At 36.0% G+C, this 17,463-nt stretch carries 15 protein-coding genes; 5 read left to right on the forward strand and 10 right to left on the reverse strand.

Annotated features, from left to right (window positions below):
* The first annotated feature begins 21 nt into the window (after positions 1 to 21).
* Positions 22 to 690: a DUF2461 domain-containing protein gene (locus tag D0T08_RS19320; protein WP_116984329.1), complete on the forward strand. Its 669-nt coding sequence runs from the start codon at positions 22 to 24 to the stop codon at positions 688 to 690.
* 2 nt (positions 691 to 692) lie between these two features.
* On the opposite strand, the gene D0T08_RS19325 is transcribed toward D0T08_RS19320, so the two are convergent.
* From D0T08_RS19325 to D0T08_RS19345, 5 genes are all read right to left on the reverse strand, one after another.
* Positions 693 to 1,886 carry an aspartate aminotransferase family protein gene (locus D0T08_RS19325; RefSeq protein WP_116984330.1) on the reverse strand — a complete coding sequence of 398 codons (1,194 nt, stop codon included), beginning with the start codon at positions 1,884 to 1,886 and terminating at the stop codon, positions 693 to 695.
* Between the two features lie 389 nt (positions 1,887 to 2,275).
* A complete protein-coding gene (locus D0T08_RS19330) occupies positions 2,276 to 3,001 on the reverse strand; it encodes a LytTR family DNA-binding domain-containing protein (protein ID WP_116984331.1) in 726 nt (241 codons plus the stop codon).
* 133 nt (positions 3,002 to 3,134) lie between these two features.
* Complete coding sequence (locus tag D0T08_RS19335; protein ID WP_116984332.1) at positions 3,135 to 4,160, reverse strand: sensor histidine kinase; 1,026 nt, start codon at positions 4,158 to 4,160, stop codon at positions 3,135 to 3,137.
* A gap of 271 nt (positions 4,161 to 4,431) precedes the next feature.
* Positions 4,432 to 5,976: an MFS transporter gene (locus D0T08_RS27985; protein ID WP_229238998.1), complete on the reverse strand. Its 1,545-nt coding sequence runs from the start codon at positions 5,974 to 5,976 to the stop codon at positions 4,432 to 4,434.
* 39 nt (positions 5,977 to 6,015) lie between these two features.
* The gene (locus D0T08_RS19345; RefSeq protein ID WP_229239004.1) at positions 6,016 to 7,749 is read right to left on the reverse strand and encodes an alpha-amylase family glycosyl hydrolase; all 1,734 of its coding nucleotides are present in this window, start codon (positions 7,747 to 7,749) and stop codon (positions 6,016 to 6,018) included.
* A gap of 171 nt (positions 7,750 to 7,920) precedes the next feature.
* Between D0T08_RS19345 and D0T08_RS19350 the strand changes: the two genes are divergently transcribed.
* The 4 genes from D0T08_RS19350 (at position 7,921) to D0T08_RS19365 (ending at position 13,695) form a co-directional block, all read left to right on the forward strand.
* A complete protein-coding gene (locus D0T08_RS19350) occupies positions 7,921 to 9,798 on the forward strand; it encodes a glycoside hydrolase family 13 protein (RefSeq protein WP_116984334.1) in 1,878 nt (625 codons plus the stop codon).
* Positions 9,799 to 9,983: 185 nt separating this feature from the next.
* Complete coding sequence (gene pgmB / locus D0T08_RS19355) at positions 9,984 to 10,634, forward strand: beta-phosphoglucomutase (RefSeq protein WP_116984335.1); 651 nt, start codon at positions 9,984 to 9,986, stop codon at positions 10,632 to 10,634.
* A gap of 90 nt (positions 10,635 to 10,724) precedes the next feature.
* A complete protein-coding gene (locus D0T08_RS19360) occupies positions 10,725 to 13,046 on the forward strand; it encodes a family 65 glycosyl hydrolase domain-containing protein (RefSeq protein WP_116984336.1) in 2,322 nt (773 codons plus the stop codon).
* Position 13,047: 1 nt separating this feature from the next.
* Positions 13,048 to 13,695, forward strand: coding sequence for a hypothetical protein (locus D0T08_RS19365; protein WP_116984337.1), 648 nt, complete (start codon positions 13,048 to 13,050; stop codon positions 13,693 to 13,695).
* Between the two features lie 67 nt (positions 13,696 to 13,762).
* Here the strand turns inward: D0T08_RS19365 and D0T08_RS19370 are convergent, their stop codons facing one another.
* The 5 genes from D0T08_RS19370 to D0T08_RS19390 form a co-directional block, all read right to left on the reverse strand.
* Positions 13,763 to 14,488, reverse strand: a complete 726-nt coding sequence (locus D0T08_RS19370) for a hypothetical protein (protein ID WP_116984338.1) — start codon at positions 14,486 to 14,488, stop codon at positions 13,763 to 13,765.
* Between the two features lie 92 nt (positions 14,489 to 14,580).
* Positions 14,581 to 15,135 (reverse strand): DinB family protein, encoded by a 555-nt coding sequence (locus tag D0T08_RS19375; protein ID WP_116984339.1) that lies wholly within the window; start codon positions 15,133 to 15,135, stop codon positions 14,581 to 14,583.
* 62 nt (positions 15,136 to 15,197) lie between these two features.
* Complete coding sequence (locus D0T08_RS19380; protein WP_116984340.1) at positions 15,198 to 15,662, reverse strand: DinB family protein; 465 nt, start codon at positions 15,660 to 15,662, stop codon at positions 15,198 to 15,200.
* Between the two features lie 144 nt (positions 15,663 to 15,806).
* Complete coding sequence (locus D0T08_RS19385; protein ID WP_116984341.1) at positions 15,807 to 16,631, reverse strand: enoyl-CoA hydratase/isomerase family protein; 825 nt, start codon at positions 16,629 to 16,631, stop codon at positions 15,807 to 15,809.
* On the reverse strand, positions 16,631 to 17,461 hold the full coding sequence (locus D0T08_RS19390; RefSeq protein WP_116984342.1) for a hydroxymethylglutaryl-CoA lyase: 831 nt from the start codon (positions 17,459 to 17,461) through the stop codon (positions 16,631 to 16,633). Before D0T08_RS19390 ends, D0T08_RS19385 begins: the two co-directional genes overlap by 1 nt.
* Positions 17,462 to 17,463: the final 2 nt, after the last annotated feature.

A 17,463-nucleotide genomic window follows, 5' to 3' on the forward strand; every position in this document is an offset into this window, starting at 1 on the left:
GCAAAAATAGACAAATTAATAATGCCTACTCAACATACACTTCAATTTTTAAAGAATCTGGAAGAAAATAATAACAGAGAATGGTTTCAGGCCCATCGGCAAGACTATGAAATAGCTAAAGCTTCGTTTGAAAAACTTTGTGAAGAAATATTAGATGGCTTATGTAAAGTGCAGGACGATTTAGCCAATACCAAAGTAAAAGACTGCATATTCAGAATCAATCGGGACATACGTTTTGCGAAAGACAAATCTCCTTATAAAAAATTCTTTTCAGCAGCATTTGGTCCTGGTGGTAGGTCATCAGGAAGAATTGACTTTTTTCTTCAAATACAGCCTGGTAATCAATCAACGCTGGGCGGTGGTATGTGGGAACCTACTGCAGCCCATTTAGCCTCATTCAGGCAAGAGATAGATTATAATCCTGAGCATCTCAAAAGCATTATTGAAGATGAGCAATTTAAAGCCTATTATCCTAATATCTGGGGCGAAAAGGTGAAGAACATGCCAAAAGGTTATTCGGCGGATCATCCGGACATTGAATTACTAAAGTATAAACAGTTATTCTTTTATCATAAGTATACAGATAAAGAGGTGCTTGCTGAAGATTTTGGGCAAGAAGTAATCAAAGGTTGTCTCATTCTGAAACCTTATCTTAATTATCAAAACGAGCTTTTTTATGACAATATCTGAAACTAGTCTATACTTGCCAAAATAACTTTGCAGGCTTGTCTGATTTCTTCTTCTGTAATAATTAATGGCGGAGCTATACGCATAGAGTTATCGCAATACAAAAACCAATCAGTAATGACTCCTTTGCTCATAGCTTTATCAATAATAGGTTTCAGTGTATCGAAATCTTCAAACTCAACGGCCATCATCAACCCTTTATTTCGGACTTCTTTAATTTTAGGGTGAAGTAATAACTTCTTGAAGAGGTTGGCTTTCTCTTCAACATCTCTGGTCAGATTCTCTTCCAGAATCGTATTAAGCGTAGCAAAAGATGCGGCACAGCTAACCGGATGGCCTCCAAAGGTAGTTATATGCCCTAAAATCGGATTCTCTTTAAAAACTGACATTATCAATTTCGGCGCAATAAAAGCACCGATGGGCATGCCACCACCCATGCCTTTCGCACATAGCAAAATATCAGGGACAACATCATATTGCTCAAAAGCCCAGAAAGTGCCTGTTCTGCCAAAACCTGATTGTACTTCATCAAAAACCAATAAAGCGCCTACTTCATCGCAACGCTTTCTTAATTGTTTCAGATAAATATGATTAGCAGGACGAATACCGGATTCCCCTCCCACAGGCTCAAAAAAAACTGCAGCGGTATTGGCAGTTATTTTTTCTAAATCGATTAACTGGTTTCGATGGATTTTAATAATTGATGGTAGCAATGGTCGGAAATTTCTTTTGAAATGCTCGTCTCCCAGCGATAAGGCGCCCTGTGTAGATCCATGATAAGAACTATGGCAAGCAACAATCCCGGTGCGTCCTGTATAGCGTTTCGCAAGCTTCATAGCTCCCTCCACAGCCTCTGCTCCGGAATTAGTAAAATATACGTTATCTAATGTTAAACCTGAGGTTGTTTGAAAATTGACTAGTGTCATTGTTATAGCATCTGCTAGCATCACTTGCGGCTGCTGAATGTATTCTCCGTACACCATCAGATGCATATATTTATCAACTTGTGATTTAATTGCATTTACTACATTCGGGTGCCGGTGCCCCACATTACTTACACCTATACCCGAGATTAAATCCATGTATCTTTCACCATTTTTTCCATACAAGTAAATGCCTTCTGCCTTTTCTATTTCAAGAGCTAAGGGGAAATCAGAAGTTTGTGCAATATTCTGTAAGAAAATTTGTCGATGATTCATTTTAATTAAATTCTAATGATTAATTTTAACGCAAAATTGAGATAAAAAAAACTCGCAAGCAAAGCTCGCGAGTTTTACGTACTAACCTATTATTTATGAGTAGATATTTACTCCATTTCCAAAATTCCCACCGCACTTCCTGAATCAGCTTTATTTGTTTAAACAACAACTTGTTTGCAAGTTTGTCTTTGGCTGGCTTCCTCACCTCCTTTTAAGAATTGAGCTAGACTTCAGTTTATACTCAAAACTATTTGACACTGTGCGTAGGAGAACTCTCTTTGAGTTTACAAATATAAAGACGTTGATTTGCTCTGAAGAGATGCACAATATTAAACATATATGTACCTTTAATAAAATACTTTCGACAAAACACCCGATTCTCGCGACGTCTATTTACCCCCTATTCTACGCATTAGTTCTTCCGAGAACTGCTCACTAACAGGTATCTGGTGAGTACCAATGCTAATTTTGAGATTTCTGATAGACTCAATCTTGTTGAGAGAGACAATGAAAGATTTATGAACACGCATAAAAGGTAGTGAAGAGAGCTTTTCTTCTATACCTTTCATGGTCATACGGGTGATAACAGGGCGGCTTTGTGTGGCCAGATATATTTTGATATAATCTTTTAAGCCTTCAATATAAAGTATATCGTTGTAACGGATTTTTACTAACGAATATTCAGCATTGACAAAGAAATGTTCTTCTAGAGCAACTGGAGCTGCCACTGGTTGTGGTATACTCTTTAATTGATATAACTCATGGGCACGATTACAAGCTTTCAGGAAACGTTCAAATGATACCGGCTTTAAAAGATAGTCTATAACATTCAGTTCAAAACCCTCCAAAGCAAATTGTTCGTAGGCAGTAATGAAAATAACCATCGGATTCGTCACAAGGCTTTTAAGGAATTGAACCCCAGTAATACCAGGCATTTGAATATCTAAAAAAAGTAAGTCTATCTGACGAGACTCTGCTTTTTCTTTCTGAATCAACTGTATAGCTTCAAAAGCGTTTCTACAGCGTCCGACTAATTCTAAATAAGGAACCTGCCTGATATTATCTTCTAATAAATCTAATGCAAGAGGTTCGTCATCAATGGCTATACAACGCATATTATTTGGGGTTTTCAGATGAAAATTTCGCTAAAGAAACGAAAGTTTCTCTATTAAATAAAATACAAACCTACTGAAATCTAAACGATAATTAAATTCCGCTATGAATGTGAACGCAATTAAGAAGAAATGGTTAAGCAACCTGTCTTAAATTCAATTTCAGCTCAGTTGTATAAAAATTATCTTTTTCTTGCACTTTTAATGAATGCTGATCAGGATAAAGTAATTCTAATCTTCTTTTTACATTGGTCAGACCAATGCCTGAAGCACCATCTTTTACTTCCTGAATATCAGTATTAAATTTATTCGTTACCTTAAACAGCAACTGGTTTTCCACTGTTTGCAATTCAACTCTGATAATAGGCTTTTCTATCATACCCACCCCATGTTTAAACGCATTTTCTACAAATGGTATCAAAAGCATAGGTTCTATATTTTTACTGAAAGTAGGGGCTTTTACTGAAAAGTCTATATCTACATAATCTCCGAACCGCAATTTCTGTAAGTCTATATAGTTTTGGAGGTACTTTACTTCATTATCAAGCGAAATCTGTTTATCATCTTTTTCGTAAAGCATATATCTTAGTAAATCCGACATCTTTAATAAAACAGGCTCTACCAGATTTGATTTTTTTCTATTTAGAGCCACCAGACTATTGAGCAGATTAAACATAAAGTGTGGAGAAATCTGCGAGCGAAGAAACGCCAGCTCAGACTTCAATCTTTCATGCTCATTATCGCGTTTAGAACTTTGTTGACGCTGGTAGTCAGTGAAGAAACTATAAGAAGCGCTGATACCAAAAATATACAGGTATTGCAGGAAGCCGTTTATATAAAATAGAGTCTGATTGATATCATTGCCAACAAAATTCACACGAGCCAGAAAACGCCCCACAAGCAATATAGCAATAACCAGAATCAGATAGATAAAGTACCGGATAGGCTTTTGTTTATAAATTTTCGGGAAAAGATACTCAGAGTTAAAATAAAAAAGGATTATTGCAGAAAACGATGCATAAGCCCAATAATAGCCATTGCTATAAGGATTAATCTGTGGTCTTGAGCTATCTCGCAGATTGATATTCAATTGAGGCAAGGCGGTATAACCTAACCACATAATGATATGAAGAAATGGATATAAGTACCTGCTTTTAAACATTTGATCGGGTTTTCAGTACAATTTAGAATTATTTAAGCACAGAGAAATACTTTTAAGATAAAGCAGTAGTGGAATAAGACCATTTTTATAATTGTATAGACTTACAATTATAGTGAATTAGAGCATTATAAATTAATCCAAAATAACTTAATCAAAGAATTTAGACTCAAAAGTTATATAAATTTTTAAAGAAAAACCATATACCGATCGGTTATTTCAGTATATGGCAGTTTGTGGAATTATACTATTTTTATGACAATATAAGCAATTTTCAATCTTTATCTTCTACCCTTAAGGCTAATAATCCCGCCAGAATCATTGATACTCCACCCAAAACAATAGTATTCAATGTATCAGCACCGAAAACTTTCATGGTAAAAAAGCCCAAAATAGTTGCAGCCACAATCTGTGGGATTACGATGAAAAAGTTAAATACTCCCATGTAATAACCCATTTTATTAGCTGGCAATGACCCGGAGAGAATTGCATAAGGCATAGATAATATACTTGCCCACGCAATACCAACCATAGCCATAGAAAGAATAATGAGTTGCGGAGTGGTAACAAAATAAATAGAAATCAAACCAATGCCACCAATAAGCAAACAGATCATATGAGTAATTTTACGATTAGTCCGCAAGGCAATCAAAGGAATAATAAAGGCAAATAAGGCAGCTACGCCATTTCTTACGCTTGAACAAACATTCAGCCAGTCGGCTCCATCGTTGTATTCATGCTTTACCCTCTTCAATTCGCTTACTTCTACGGCACTCAAAGTATTTTCTTTATTCTCTTCAAAATAATTGGCAAGGTTTATTGAAATAGTTACAGGATTCTGGTTAGCTCTGTATTCATTTATTTCATTTATATCAGCTTGCAGAGATTTGAATATCTTACTTTCCTTAGCATCGAGTTGAGGCGATTGCAATTTAGCTTGAAGTGCCGTTTCCATTTTATTTACCAGAGCCTTTTCTACTTTCATATTGTACTTAGTACTGGTAACTGCATTAGTACTGTAAATCCACATAGCAAATAAGCCAAACCAAGTAAAAAACTGTACAATTGCTAATTGAGCCATAGTTTTAGGCATTTTAAAGATACCAACAAAGGTTTCTCTGAACCCATCCATGAAGCCGGCTTCTTTCACTTCTTTTTTAAAGGCCTCCATATCTTCCGGAGGAAATTCATCAGTGGTGAAAACCGTGTAAAATACAGCTACAATAAAGGCTATACCTCCTATATAAAAGCTATACTTGACCGAATCAGGGATTTCACCTGCTGCGGCGGTATTACTAAAGTGAAACCAGTTGGTAAATATCCATGGAAGCAAAGCTGCAATAACAGAACCCACCCCTATAAAGAAACTTTGCATGGCAAAGCCTGTAGTTCTTTGTTGAGAATTGAGTTTATCACCTACGAATGCCCTGAAAGGCTCCATAGATATATTAATGGAAGCATCCAGGATCCAAAGCATACCCCCAGCAACCCAAAGCACAGACGAATTTGGCATCACAAAGAGGGCAATAGTGGCAAGGATAGCACCAATAAAGAAAAAAGGTCTTCTTCGTCCCCAATAGGGGTGCCAGGTTCGGTCACTTAAATAACCGATAATTGGTTGAACTACTAACCCTGTAACAGGTGCCGCAATCCAGAGCAAAGGAATTTCGTCTTTATTTGCACCTAAAGTTTCAAAAATACGGCTCACATTAGAGTTCTGTAATTCGAAACCGAATTGAATGCCGAAAAATCCGAAACTCATATTCCAAATCTGCCAGAACGAAAGCATTGGTTTGCCTTTATTGACAATTGTTGCCATTATTTACCTGGGTTTATATAGGTTAAAGGGTTGAGTATATCACTTAATTTCAAAAATCAAAACACTGTTTTGTGGAATATCTATTTTTATCTTATCTGAATTCTGGTCTTTCATATTCAATTTATTGCCAAAAACTCCTTTAAAAGTATGTTTTTCTGATGGATCCAACTTCATCATTTCCCAGGCACCTTTTGGAATATTAACAGCGGTTGAATATGAATTTTCCAAGTCAAAGTTGCAAATAAACAACAATTTTTGTTTTTCAGTAAATCTTAGATAACTAAATATTTTGAGGTCGTTATAATGTGGTGATTGTCCATTATTATTGACATATTGTAAATCAAAGAATTGTCCATTTTGTATGGCATCACTGCTATTGACGAATTTTAACAAATCAGCATAAAACTTCCGGATTTTCTTTTGATCAGCCGTTAGTTTACCACCATCATACTTATGGTCATTTACCCAATTCTGAAATTCTGGTACGCCCCAATAATCAAAAATCGTAGTGCGTCCATCGTCTCCACTAAAGCCTTCTGGCTCCGTTGGATTGACTCCGACTTCCTGACCAAAGTATAACATAACCGGGCCTGAGTGTAAAGTGGCACTAACTATCATAGATGGAATAGCTTTAAATGGATCACCAGCAAAATACTTTGAACTGATGCGGTGTTCATCATGATTTTCCAGAAATCGTATCATATGATTAGCAAAATTGCCCGATTCGTTTTGCCAGACTTTTGTAATATCATTGGCATCACCTGCGCCTTGCATCAATCGCCTTAAACTATCATATAAACCCACTTTATCGTAGAGGTAATCAAACTTTCCCTCATCAATGTATGACCAGTAAGCAGATGGATTGTAGATTTCTGCAATAAAAATGATATTTGGATTTATTTTCTTTACTTCAGGAATCACCCATCCCCAGAATTCCTTTGGTACCATTTCAGCCATATCACATCTGAAAGCGTCAACTCCTTTGCCAGCCCAGAAAAGCAAAATATCTCTCATTTTCAGCCAAGTACTTGGCACAGGATTAAAATAATGTGCCCGATCATCCAGATAATCAATTCCATAGTTCAGCTTCACAGTTTCATACCAGTCTTTATTACTTGGGCTTGCCAGAAACACATCATTTCCTGTAACCTTTGCCGGAGATTCGATGTAAGGCTCTGTAACTTTTATGGGAGGGGTTATACTATCCGGCACTATAAAGTCTTGTCCTACCATATAATAGAAGTTATTATTAAAGGCAAAACCTTTTGACTTATCGTCATCCTGGCCTAAATCTCTTACCCCTGCAGGCTTTACATCTGAATGATATTGGCGAGACACATGGTTTGGCACAAAATCTATGATAACCTTTAGCCCATTTTTGTGACTTCTTTGTACCAATGCTTCAAACTCTTTCATTCTGTTTTTTACATTCACTGCCAGATCAGGGTCAACATCATAATAATCTTTCACAGCGTAAGGTGAACCTGCCATTCCTTTTACAACTAATGGATTATCTTTTTGGATGCCCTGTTTAGAATAATCAGTCATGGTCGCATGTTCTATTACACCCGTATACCATACGTGCGACACTCCGAATTTTTTCAATGCCTGCAAAGCTGCATCATTAATATCATTAAATTTTCCGCAACCATTTTCCTTAATAGTTCCGTTGAACTTGTTGGTCGTTTTAGTATTTCCAAATAACCTTGTGTAGATCTGATACACTATCAGTTTATCGGCGTGTTTTTCAATTTTAGTTTTTTCTTTGGTCATTTTTGTTGGCGTTTGTGCTGTTGCTAACTGACAAAATAATATCAGAGCAAAGCATATATTCTTATACATCTTTCTAACAGGTTAAAGTGTTTTCAAATCTAATGAGTATTTTTTTATGAAAAAAAACTTTGTTTGTGTTATTTTGCCACATAAACGAAACACTTTAACTCGATGAAACTACACGGAAAACCTATTATTCTTGTTTTTATCCAATTATTATTATTTACGGAAATTTTTGGACAAAAACCTGATATACAACGCATCAATCCTACTAACTGGTGGGTTGGTATGAAAAATCCGAATCTCCAAATCTTGCTTTATGGCAAAAATATAGCTGCCCACAATCTCAGTTTAAAACCCTATTCAGGCGTAAAAATTAAAAAAGTTAACAAGGTTGAAAATCCTAATTATTTATTTGTGGATTTAGAAATTGCTAAAACTGCTAAAGCAGGGAAGTTGGCTTTTAATTTAGGAACAGGAGCAAATGCTGCAACAATAGTCTACGAACTAAAGACCCGGACAGCCAAACCTCAGGCAGTAACACAGGCAGATGTAATTTATCTGATTATGCCAGACCGTTTTTCAAACGGAGATGAATCAAATGATAAATTTCCGGATATGGTTGACAATAATTCAGACAGGAAAAACCCTTGGCTGCGTCATGGTGGCGATTTGCAGGGGATTATTAATCATCTGGATTACTTTAAAGAGTTGGGTGTAACTTCTCTTTGGCTTACGCCAGTTGTTGAAAACAATCAGCCGATAACCAATGAGGGAGGCAGCATGCGCAGTGCTTACCATGGCTATGGATTTACCGACCATTATAATGTTGACAAACGTTTAGGAGGTAACGAAACCTATCAGAAACTAATTAATACGGCCCATGAAAAAGGTATCAAGATAGTACAGGATGCGGTTTATAATCATGCAGGAATTAACCATTGGTTTTTGAAAGATATGCCTTCAAAAGACTGGTTGAATCAATGGGATAATTATACAAATACTTCTTATAAAGACCAGCCTTTATTCGATATTCATGGATCTAGTTACGATAAAAAAGTTTCTTCAAACGGTTGGTTTGTCCCATTTTTGCCAGATTTGAATCAGAAAAATCCGTTCATGGCAAATTTCCTGATTCAACACGCGCTCTGGACAATTGAGTATTTTAATATTGATGCATGGCGCATAGACACTTATATCTATAACGATATGGAATTTATGAACAGATGTAATAAGGCTATTTTAGACGAACACCCAAATATGCTATTATTTGGAGAATCAGCAGTAGGAACTGTAGTAAGTCAATCTTATTTCACCAAGAACAATTATAATATTCCATTCAAATGCAATTTACCTTCTAGCTGTGATTTTCAGATACAAAATGCTATTAATACTGCTTTGAATGAGAAATTTGGTTGGAATGAGGGAGTAAACAGAGTTTACCAGGTAATCGCACAGGATATGGTTTATCAGAACCCTGAAAGATTAGTACCCTTTGTTGAAAATCATGATAGTGACAGATATTTCTCAGTGATTGGCGAAGATTTCAACAAATATAAAATGGGTCTTACCTGGCTTTATACCCTCCGCGGGATTCCGCAAATGTATTATGGAACTGAAATATTAATGAAAAACTTCAAAAACCCATCGGACGCTGAAGTACGCAGAGATTTTCCGGGTGGTTGGCAAGGTGATAAAGAAAATAAATTTGTGGCAAGTGGAAGAAATGAGAAAGAAAATGAGGCCTTTGAATGGAATAAGAAATTACTGAATTATAGGAAAACATCAGAAGCACTTACGAAAGGCCGGATGATGCAATTCCTGCCATTTGATGGTATTTATGTATATTTCAGATACACCGAAAATCAAAGGGTCATGGTTATTAGTAATTCGAATAATGTAGAAAAAGAGGTTAATACTCAGAATTTTGCCGAGATTTTGAAAACGTCTCAGTCTGCAAAAAATATTATGACAGGAGAAACACTCACTAATATCAAAAGCATTAAAGTCCCTGCTATGACAGCCTTAGTATTAGAGGTTAATAATTAGTCATATTCATTAAAAAATACAATTCAGAGCAATTTTCTCTCAAATGACAATTGCTCTTAGAAAAACTATTAGTTAATTTGTAGATTCACAGCAATAAATAGAGAAATGCCTACTAATTTCTATCACTTACCTATTTTTAGAGGCGAATTAACCAATTGTGGCGATTATGACAACCAAAGAAAGATATGATTAAAGCATTTTTATTTGATTTAGATGGGGTAATTGTTGATACAGCTATTTACCATTATCAGGCATGGAGGCAAATGGCGAATGGTTTGGGATTTGATATTTCGGAAGAGTTTAATGAGAAACTGAAAGGTGTCAGTAGAATGGACTCGTTAGACATTATTCTGGCACATGGCGCAGTTGAATTAAGTGAGGAGGAAAAATTATCTTTAGCTTCACAGAAAAACGAAAATTATCTGAATTTAGTGAGCAAAATGAGTCCGGACGATATTCTTCCCGGAGTAACTGATTTTTTTACTCAGGTGAAAAAAGAAAATATCAAAACAGCCTTAGGCTCAGTAAGTAAAAATGCCAGATTAATTCTTGAAAGAATCGGCATGTTAGATAATTTTGACTCAATCATTGACGGCACCAAAATAGCAAAAGGCAAACCAGACCCTGAGGTATTTTTAAAAGGAGCAAAAGAGCTCGGGGTTTCACCAAGTGAATGTTTGGTCTTTGAAGATGCCGTTGCAGGAGTGGAAGCTGCTAAAAAAGGTGGAATGAAAACTGTAGGTCTTGGTAAAAAAGAAGTCCTAGTTGAAGCAGATATAGTTTTTGAAAATCTGGTAGGAGTTGATATTCATGAATTACTACAAGCTATTAAATGATTAATCACTCAATCTCTCATTCACACAATCATTCAATAAACATTACTTACTTTAACCAAAAAATAAGCGTATAGCCGCAATAGAATACATATGAAAAATTATATTGTCCATGATGAATGGTGCATTATTGAAGAAGGTTTTCATCCGGAATATAATGAGATTACCGAAAGTCTGATGAGCCTGGGAAATGGGCGTATGGGTGGCAGAGGTAATTTTGAAGAGAAATATTCTGGTAAAACTTTACAAGGTAATTATGTAGCCGGTGTATGGTTTCCTGATAAAACCCGGGTAGGCTGGTGGAAAAATGGATATCCGAACTACTTTGCCAAAGTATTGAACGCTTGCAACTGGACTGGCATAGACCTTGAAATTGAGGGTGAAGTATTGGATTTAGCCAAATGTGAAGTATTGGAGTTCAGAAGAGTATTAAATATGCTTGATGGTACACTTGAGCGCTCTTTTATTGCCAAATTCCAATCGGGTAAAGCAATTAAGGTAAATACTTTGCGTTTCTGCAGTTTAAAGGATGATGAATCTGGTGCAATAAGGTTTTCCGTTATTCCTGTAAATTTTTCAGGCTCTGCGAAAGTAATTGTTTCATTAGATGGAGACATATCTAATAAAGATTCTAATCATGGTGAAAAATTCTGGAATGAAATCAGTAAAGAAACCGCTCATGGTCAAGGATATATAACACTGGAAACCAAAAAATCAAAATGGGAATCAGTACCTACTTTTCAGGTTTGTACAGGTATGAGATTTGAATGTTATCAGAATGGTGAGGCGGTTGATTGCCAGACCATGCCTATCAAGAAAGATAAGTACGTTGCAAATGAGTTAAAAATATCTTTAAAGCAAAATCAGGAAACGGTTATTTACAAATATGCAGTCAATCTATCTTCTGAAAATTATTCGATTCAGGTTCTCACATCAGAAGCTAAAAAATATCTGGAAAGAATTGCTTCAAAAGGATTTAATCAGATGTTTGAAGATCAAAAATCAGCCTGGAAAACCAAATGGGAAGGTAATGATATTCAGATTGATGGTGATATAGCTGCACAACAGGGAATCAGATTCAATATCTTTCATCTACAACAAACGTATACAGGAGAGGATGCACGATTAAATATTGGCCCGAAAGGTTTCACCGGTGAAAAATATGGAGGCTCAACCTATTGGGATACAGAAGCTTATTGCCTACCTTTTTACCTATCTACCTCTGAGCAAAAAGTAGCAAGAAACTTATTGATTTATAGACACAATCATTTGAAAAGGGCGATTGAAAATGCGGAAAAACTAGGTTTTTCTGACGGGGCGGCTTTGTATCCGATGGTTACTATGAACGGTGAAGAGTGTCATAATGAGTGGGAGATTACCTTTGAGGAAATTCATCGTAACGGAGCCATAGCGTATGCTATCTATGATTATATAAGATATACAGGCGATGAAAGTTATTTAATTGAGTATGGATTGGAGGTTCTGATAGGTATTTCAAGATTCTGGGCACAGCGCATTAATTGGTCATCGGCACAGCAGAAGTATGTAATGTTGGGAGTTACTGGGCCGAATGAATATGAAAACAATGTCAATAATAACTGGTATACCAATTATTTGGCTGTATGGTGCTTGAAATATACTTTAGAGGCTATTGATAAGGTTAAGCAAGTTCATTTCAAATTTGAAGATATCGCCAGAATTACCAAATTTGATGAAACTTCAGAAACTTCAAAATGGAAAAACATTATTAAGAATATGTATTTCCCTTATGATGCCCAACGTGAGGTGTTTTTGCAGCAGGATGGTTTCCTGGATAAGGAATTACTCACAGTCAATGATATTGCTCAACAACGCCCGATTAACCAGAAGTGGTCATGGGATAGAATTCTGAGGTCTTGTTTTATTAAACAGGCAGATGTGCTGCAAGGGATGTATTTCTTCGAAGATGATTTTTCAGCTGATGAACTCAGAAGAAACTTTGACTTCTATGAACCTATGACAGTTCATGAATCGTCTTTATCACCTTGTGTGCATGTAATTCAGGCAGCCAGGTTGGGCAAGAAAGAAAAGGCTTATGAAATGTATGTGCGAACAGCAAGACTAGACCTGGATGATTATAATAATGACACAGAAGATGGACTACATATTACTTCAATGGCAGGTACCTGGATGTCGGTTGTAAAAGGTTTTGGGGGTATGCGCGTGAAAGATAATATGCTCTCGTTTAGTCCTTTTCTGCCTGAACAATGGCAAAGCTTTTCATTCAGAGTCGGTTTCAGACAGCATATATTAAAGGTCATAATTTATCGTGAGCATATAGAGATTGAAAATCTTTCAGAATTTCCTGTTTCAGTTTTAGTCGAAGGGAACAAGGTTAGTATCAAGGGTTCGGAAACTGTAAATATTCCTCATTGATATGGATATTGATCCAAGCAATAAGATAGTAAAGTTATGTGCTGAAGGCATGAGTGCTGAGTTTGAAGGAAAACTAGAAGATTCAGCTGCATTATTCAGACAAGCCTGGGAATCGGCCTCAGACAATTTTGAAGCTTTTATTGCAGCTCATTATATGGCTCGCAGTAAATTGTCATTAGAAGAAAAGCTGAAATGGAATTTAGAATCTTTTCATTTAGCTAATGCAATTGAAAGAGATGGTATGAAGAAATATTTTCCATCGCTTTGCTTGAATATTGGGAAGTCTTATGAAGATCTCGGGCAAATTGAGAAAGCTACAGAGTATTATCAATTAGGAGCTGATTATTCTGATATCCTTACTGTAAACCCATATGGAAATATGATAAAATCCGGTATTACAGAAGGATTGAAAAGAGTGGGTGCCTCAAGAAATCAAAATCCAATTTTAGCGTCTTTGATTGAAAAATGGTGCGAGCGAAAAGATTTGAAACCGCTTTCTTTTATACTTCCCTCCTATGTAGGTAATTTAGGGACAATACGCGACAACAACAAAATAGCAAATGCTTTAAGTTATTTAAGTGCTACAAAGTGTTTGAATGATGAAGAGCAAAAGCTTATCGAAGAATTGATTATCAGTTTTCAGAATTAAAATTATTGAACAATAAAAATGGGTTCTTTTCAGAACCCATTTTTATTTGTATCTTTATTTTTGTTATTTAATTGACCATCGGTCTTCTCATCATTCGGAATGCTTTCCTGAAACCACCAACTAGTGCCCAAACACCCAAACCTAACAATGCTAAGCCCCCAATTACCCCTAAGGCCACCCCTCCTCCAGCACTTCCGCATTGAATGCCACAGACTAAAACCACAATCCCGGCAGCAAGCAAAAGTATCCCTAAAATTACCAATAAAACTTTGGCCGCTCCATCAGCCTTTGGTCGAAGCAAAGTTGATTTCTTTATTTTGGCTATTGCATTTTTAAAATAATTCTTGAAAACTGACTTAGTTGTGAGCATTGAGCTTTCTGATTCTCCAAGAGTATTATTGGTCAATGTTACAGCCAGCACTGAAAAAGGATAGCTGTAAACTGGTTTCACACCTAGTTCTGCCATGCGGACATTTTCAAAATAGGCCGCAGTCTGATTTCCAATGAATCCCCAAAGAGTTGCAGCAGACAGACAAGCCACTAACTGCATAGCTTTGAGCTGATAGTAGTACTTGTGAATTAACTCTTTGGCATTGAAAGGATAAGCTAAACAAACACCAATATTAATCACAACCACTGTCAGCAAGAACGGTATGGAGAACGAAGTTCCCTGAAAGAACATTTCTGCTCCTAATACAAACGCCATGCGGCACTGAACATAAAATAAAATCGGGAGAATAATAAAACGAACAAGGGTTGGATGCTTCCCTGCCCACCTGGTGATTTGATACATAGTCGTTATGGATTTTGAGTGAATTTAAATTTCTTCAAAATTATAAGATATATTTATACATTTCCAAGTTTTTACTACATTTTTTTTATTTGTCAGTACTCATCGTTGAAGTCTTCACTATAATAACGGCTACTTCTCGGATCATCTTCATCATCGAATTTACTCGTTTTCGGAGCCATTTTTTTCAGAATACCAATCTGACCGTTATGATAAAGGTCATGGTTAATGATACCATGTAGAAGAGTATAGAAGTCATATTCACTACCCGGAACTATCTCTAATAGAAAATCATCTGTTTTTTCTTCAAGACTGCTCATTAATTCATCATGGCTAAGCGTTAGTTCCATTTGAAGGGTTTCCCACTCAAATTCATCAATTTCTTTCAGGTTTCCCCAATTTTGCTTCTCGGTTTTGATGTCAAACTCAGCCTCTCCCTGAATTTTCTTTAAAACAAAGATTCTCCAGGTTGTCATGTGGTAAACTAATTCAGCAATAGTATGAATCCCTTTCTGACGGTTTCCGGCAGTTTTAGGCTTTATATCCTTGACATTCTCCAGTACTGATGGGCCATGCCAGGAGCCACCATGAAAAGCGGCATTCAATAAAGTTTTAATTCTGTCTATTTCTTTAGTTTGTAGTTCTTCCATTATATTTTAAATCTAATTCTATTTCTAACGTTTAAATAATTCGTATTATTAACACTAGCACATTATTCCCATAAAACCCAAATCATGCCTAAGTGATACGTATCATGCTGGATTAATCCGGTCAATAATTTATAATAATCATAATCCTGACCAGGTACCAATTTAATAAGCAAATCATCATCAAACTCTTCAAGTTTATTTATTAATTCTTCTTGATTGGTTTTCAATTGCTCAACCAAATTAGGCCAGTTTGCTTTGGATATATCTTCTTCAGTTCCGTAATTATTTTCGTCAGTTACTAAATCGAATTTGATATTGCCATTCAGTTTTTCTATGACAAACTTTCTCCATATACCCAAATGATAAATTATCTGGCAAATGGTGTACTTCGAATATTCTTTTCTCACATCAACCACATCAGACGGCATTGAGTTGATAAATTCCATTACCGATGGCCCATGCCAGGCATCCCCTCTAAAAACTGTATCTAAATTATCAATGATTTTATCAAGCTCGTTACGATTCATAAGCGCTACTCTAAATTTTCGCCAAAAATAACATTAAAATTCCGGACTGCAAATTTGCGGAAAGAGGAATGCCGCCCAAATGTAGGATTTGAAATACTTTCTATCAAAAAATATTCCTAAATTATATAATATAAAAGACTTTACTTACTCATTCTTCCAGATGGGCTCTCTTTTCTCTTTAAAAGCTTGTATACCCTCCTGCGCATCAGCTGAACCCCGAATCTCTTGTAATAAACTAATCAGATATTGATGTTGTTCGTTTTCAGGGAAATCGGATAAATTATGATAGGCTTCTATGCCTTTTTTTATAGCAAATGGTGAACCACCTAAAATTACTTTAATTAAATCATCAGTATCTTTTTCAATGGTATCTTTTGATGAAAGATTGCTTACCAAACCTAAATTCAATGCTTCTTTGGCTGTATATTTTTTTCCTAAAATGCACATTTCCAAAACTTTTCTTTGCGGCATAATTTTTAGTAATGTGGCCATCACCTGCAATGGAAAAATTCCTCTTTTTACCTCTGGTAAACTAAAGTTAGCTTCTTCAATTGCTACCACAAAGGTGCATCCTCCAATTAATAAAAATCCTCCTGCCAGCACATCTCCTTTTACTTTGGCTACGCAAGGTTTAGACAGGCTTTTAAAAGCATCTCCCAATGTAATTTCATTATTAGGTTTAGGTAAATTTTCATTTTTAATATCCAATTCAGTATTCTGAAAAACGTTTAAGTCCATTCCTGCACTAAAAACCCGCCCCTCTGCTTCTAATAATACACACCATATATCGCTCTGATAATTAGCATAAGCCAAAGCAAATGCAATTTCATGTACCATAGTTGGAGTAAAGGCATTTCGTTTTTCAGGCCTATTGAGCGTAATAACAAATAAATTTTGTCTGAAATCTGTTTTGATCAGTTTCATCTCGACGTCAGGAAAGGTAAGAATATCGTTTTCAGTAAAATACATTAGCTTATCAGGTTTTGGAAAGCTATTTTTAGAGACTCAATCTTTTCATAATCAGTATTATTAATAAACGAAAGTAAATTTTCTGTAGGCATATTTCCGACTAGTTCATCTGCTGCCATCGGGCAACCACCATAGCCTAATATTGCCCCGTCGAATCTTCTGCACCCCGCGCTATAAGCACTTTCAACCTTTTCTTTCCAGGTATCTGGTGTCGTGTGCAGATGCGCACCAAATTCTAAATCAGGATATTGTGGAATCAGGCTTTCGAAAAGATACTTTATGCTTTCAGGATTTGCTACACCAACTGTATCTGAAAGTGAAAATATTTTTATACCCAATTGCTTCAGTTTTTCTATCCATTCTAATACAATTTCGACATTCCATATATCGCCGTAAGGATTTCCGAAACCCATTGATATATAGAGTACTAATTGCTTACTTGCTCTCTCGCAAATTTCCTGAATGGCTTTTACTCTTTCTAACGATTCTGCAATGGTTACATTAGTATTTCTTAATTGAAAAGTTTCTGACACTGAAAACGGATAACCTAAATAACCGATTCTTTCATAAACTGAAGCTTCCTGAGCTCCTCTTTCGTTGGCAATAATAGCCAGCAATTTTGTCTTTGATTCAAAAAGGTTCCCACCAGAGAGGACACCTTTTGTATCGGCCATTTGAGGGATAGCTTTGGGCGAAACAAAGCTTCCGAAATCAATCGTATCAAAAAGATTGCTTGCCAACAATTGATTAATATAGGCAATCTTTTTCTCTGTCGGTATGAAATGATGAAGCCCCTGAATGGCATCTCTTGGGCACTCAATTATCTTCATAG

Source organism: Emticicia sp. C21, from assembly GCF_003418935.1.
In the GTDB taxonomy this organism is placed as follows: Bacteria; Bacteroidota; Bacteroidia; order Cytophagales; family Spirosomataceae; genus Emticicia.

Bases quoted from the DNA above. Each gene is read 5' to 3' on its own strand.
- D0T08_RS19320 (WP_116984329.1), top strand. From the start codon at position 22: ATGCCTACTCAACATACACTTCAATTTTTAAAGAATCTGGAAGAAAAT.
- D0T08_RS19325 (WP_116984330.1), bottom strand. From the start codon at position 1,886: ATGAATCATCGACAAATTTTCTTACAGAATATTGCACAAACTTCTGAT.
- D0T08_RS19330 (WP_116984331.1), bottom strand. From the start codon at position 3,001: ATGCGTTGTATAGCCATTGATGACGAACCTCTTGCATTAGATTTATTA.
- D0T08_RS19335 (WP_116984332.1), bottom strand. From the start codon at position 4,160: ATGTTTAAAAGCAGGTACTTATATCCATTTCTTCATATCATTATGTGG.
- D0T08_RS27985 (WP_229238998.1), bottom strand. From the start codon at position 5,976: ATGGCAACAATTGTCAATAAAGGCAAACCAATGCTTTCGTTCTGGCAG.
- D0T08_RS19345 (WP_229239004.1), bottom strand. From the start codon at position 7,749: ATGACCAAAGAAAAAACTAAAATTGAAAAACACGCCGATAAACTGATA.
- D0T08_RS19350 (WP_116984334.1), top strand. From the start codon at position 7,921: ATGAAACTACACGGAAAACCTATTATTCTTGTTTTTATCCAATTATTA.
- pgmB (WP_116984335.1), top strand. From the start codon at position 9,984: ATGATTAAAGCATTTTTATTTGATTTAGATGGGGTAATTGTTGATACA.
- D0T08_RS19360 (WP_116984336.1), top strand. From the start codon at position 10,725: ATGAAAAATTATATTGTCCATGATGAATGGTGCATTATTGAAGAAGGT.
- D0T08_RS19365 (WP_116984337.1), top strand. From the start codon at position 13,048: ATGGATATTGATCCAAGCAATAAGATAGTAAAGTTATGTGCTGAAGGC.
- D0T08_RS19370 (WP_116984338.1), bottom strand. From the start codon at position 14,488: ATGTATCAAATCACCAGGTGGGCAGGGAAGCATCCAACCCTTGTTCGT.
- D0T08_RS19375 (WP_116984339.1), bottom strand. From the start codon at position 15,135: ATGGAAGAACTACAAACTAAAGAAATAGACAGAATTAAAACTTTATTG.
- D0T08_RS19380 (WP_116984340.1), bottom strand. From the start codon at position 15,662: ATGAATCGTAACGAGCTTGATAAAATCATTGATAATTTAGATACAGTT.
- D0T08_RS19385 (WP_116984341.1), bottom strand. From the start codon at position 16,631: ATGTATTTTACTGAAAACGATATTCTTACCTTTCCTGACGTCGAGATG.
- D0T08_RS19390 (WP_116984342.1), bottom strand. From the start codon at position 17,461: ATGAAGATAATTGAGTGCCCAAGAGATGCCATTCAGGGGCTTCATCAT.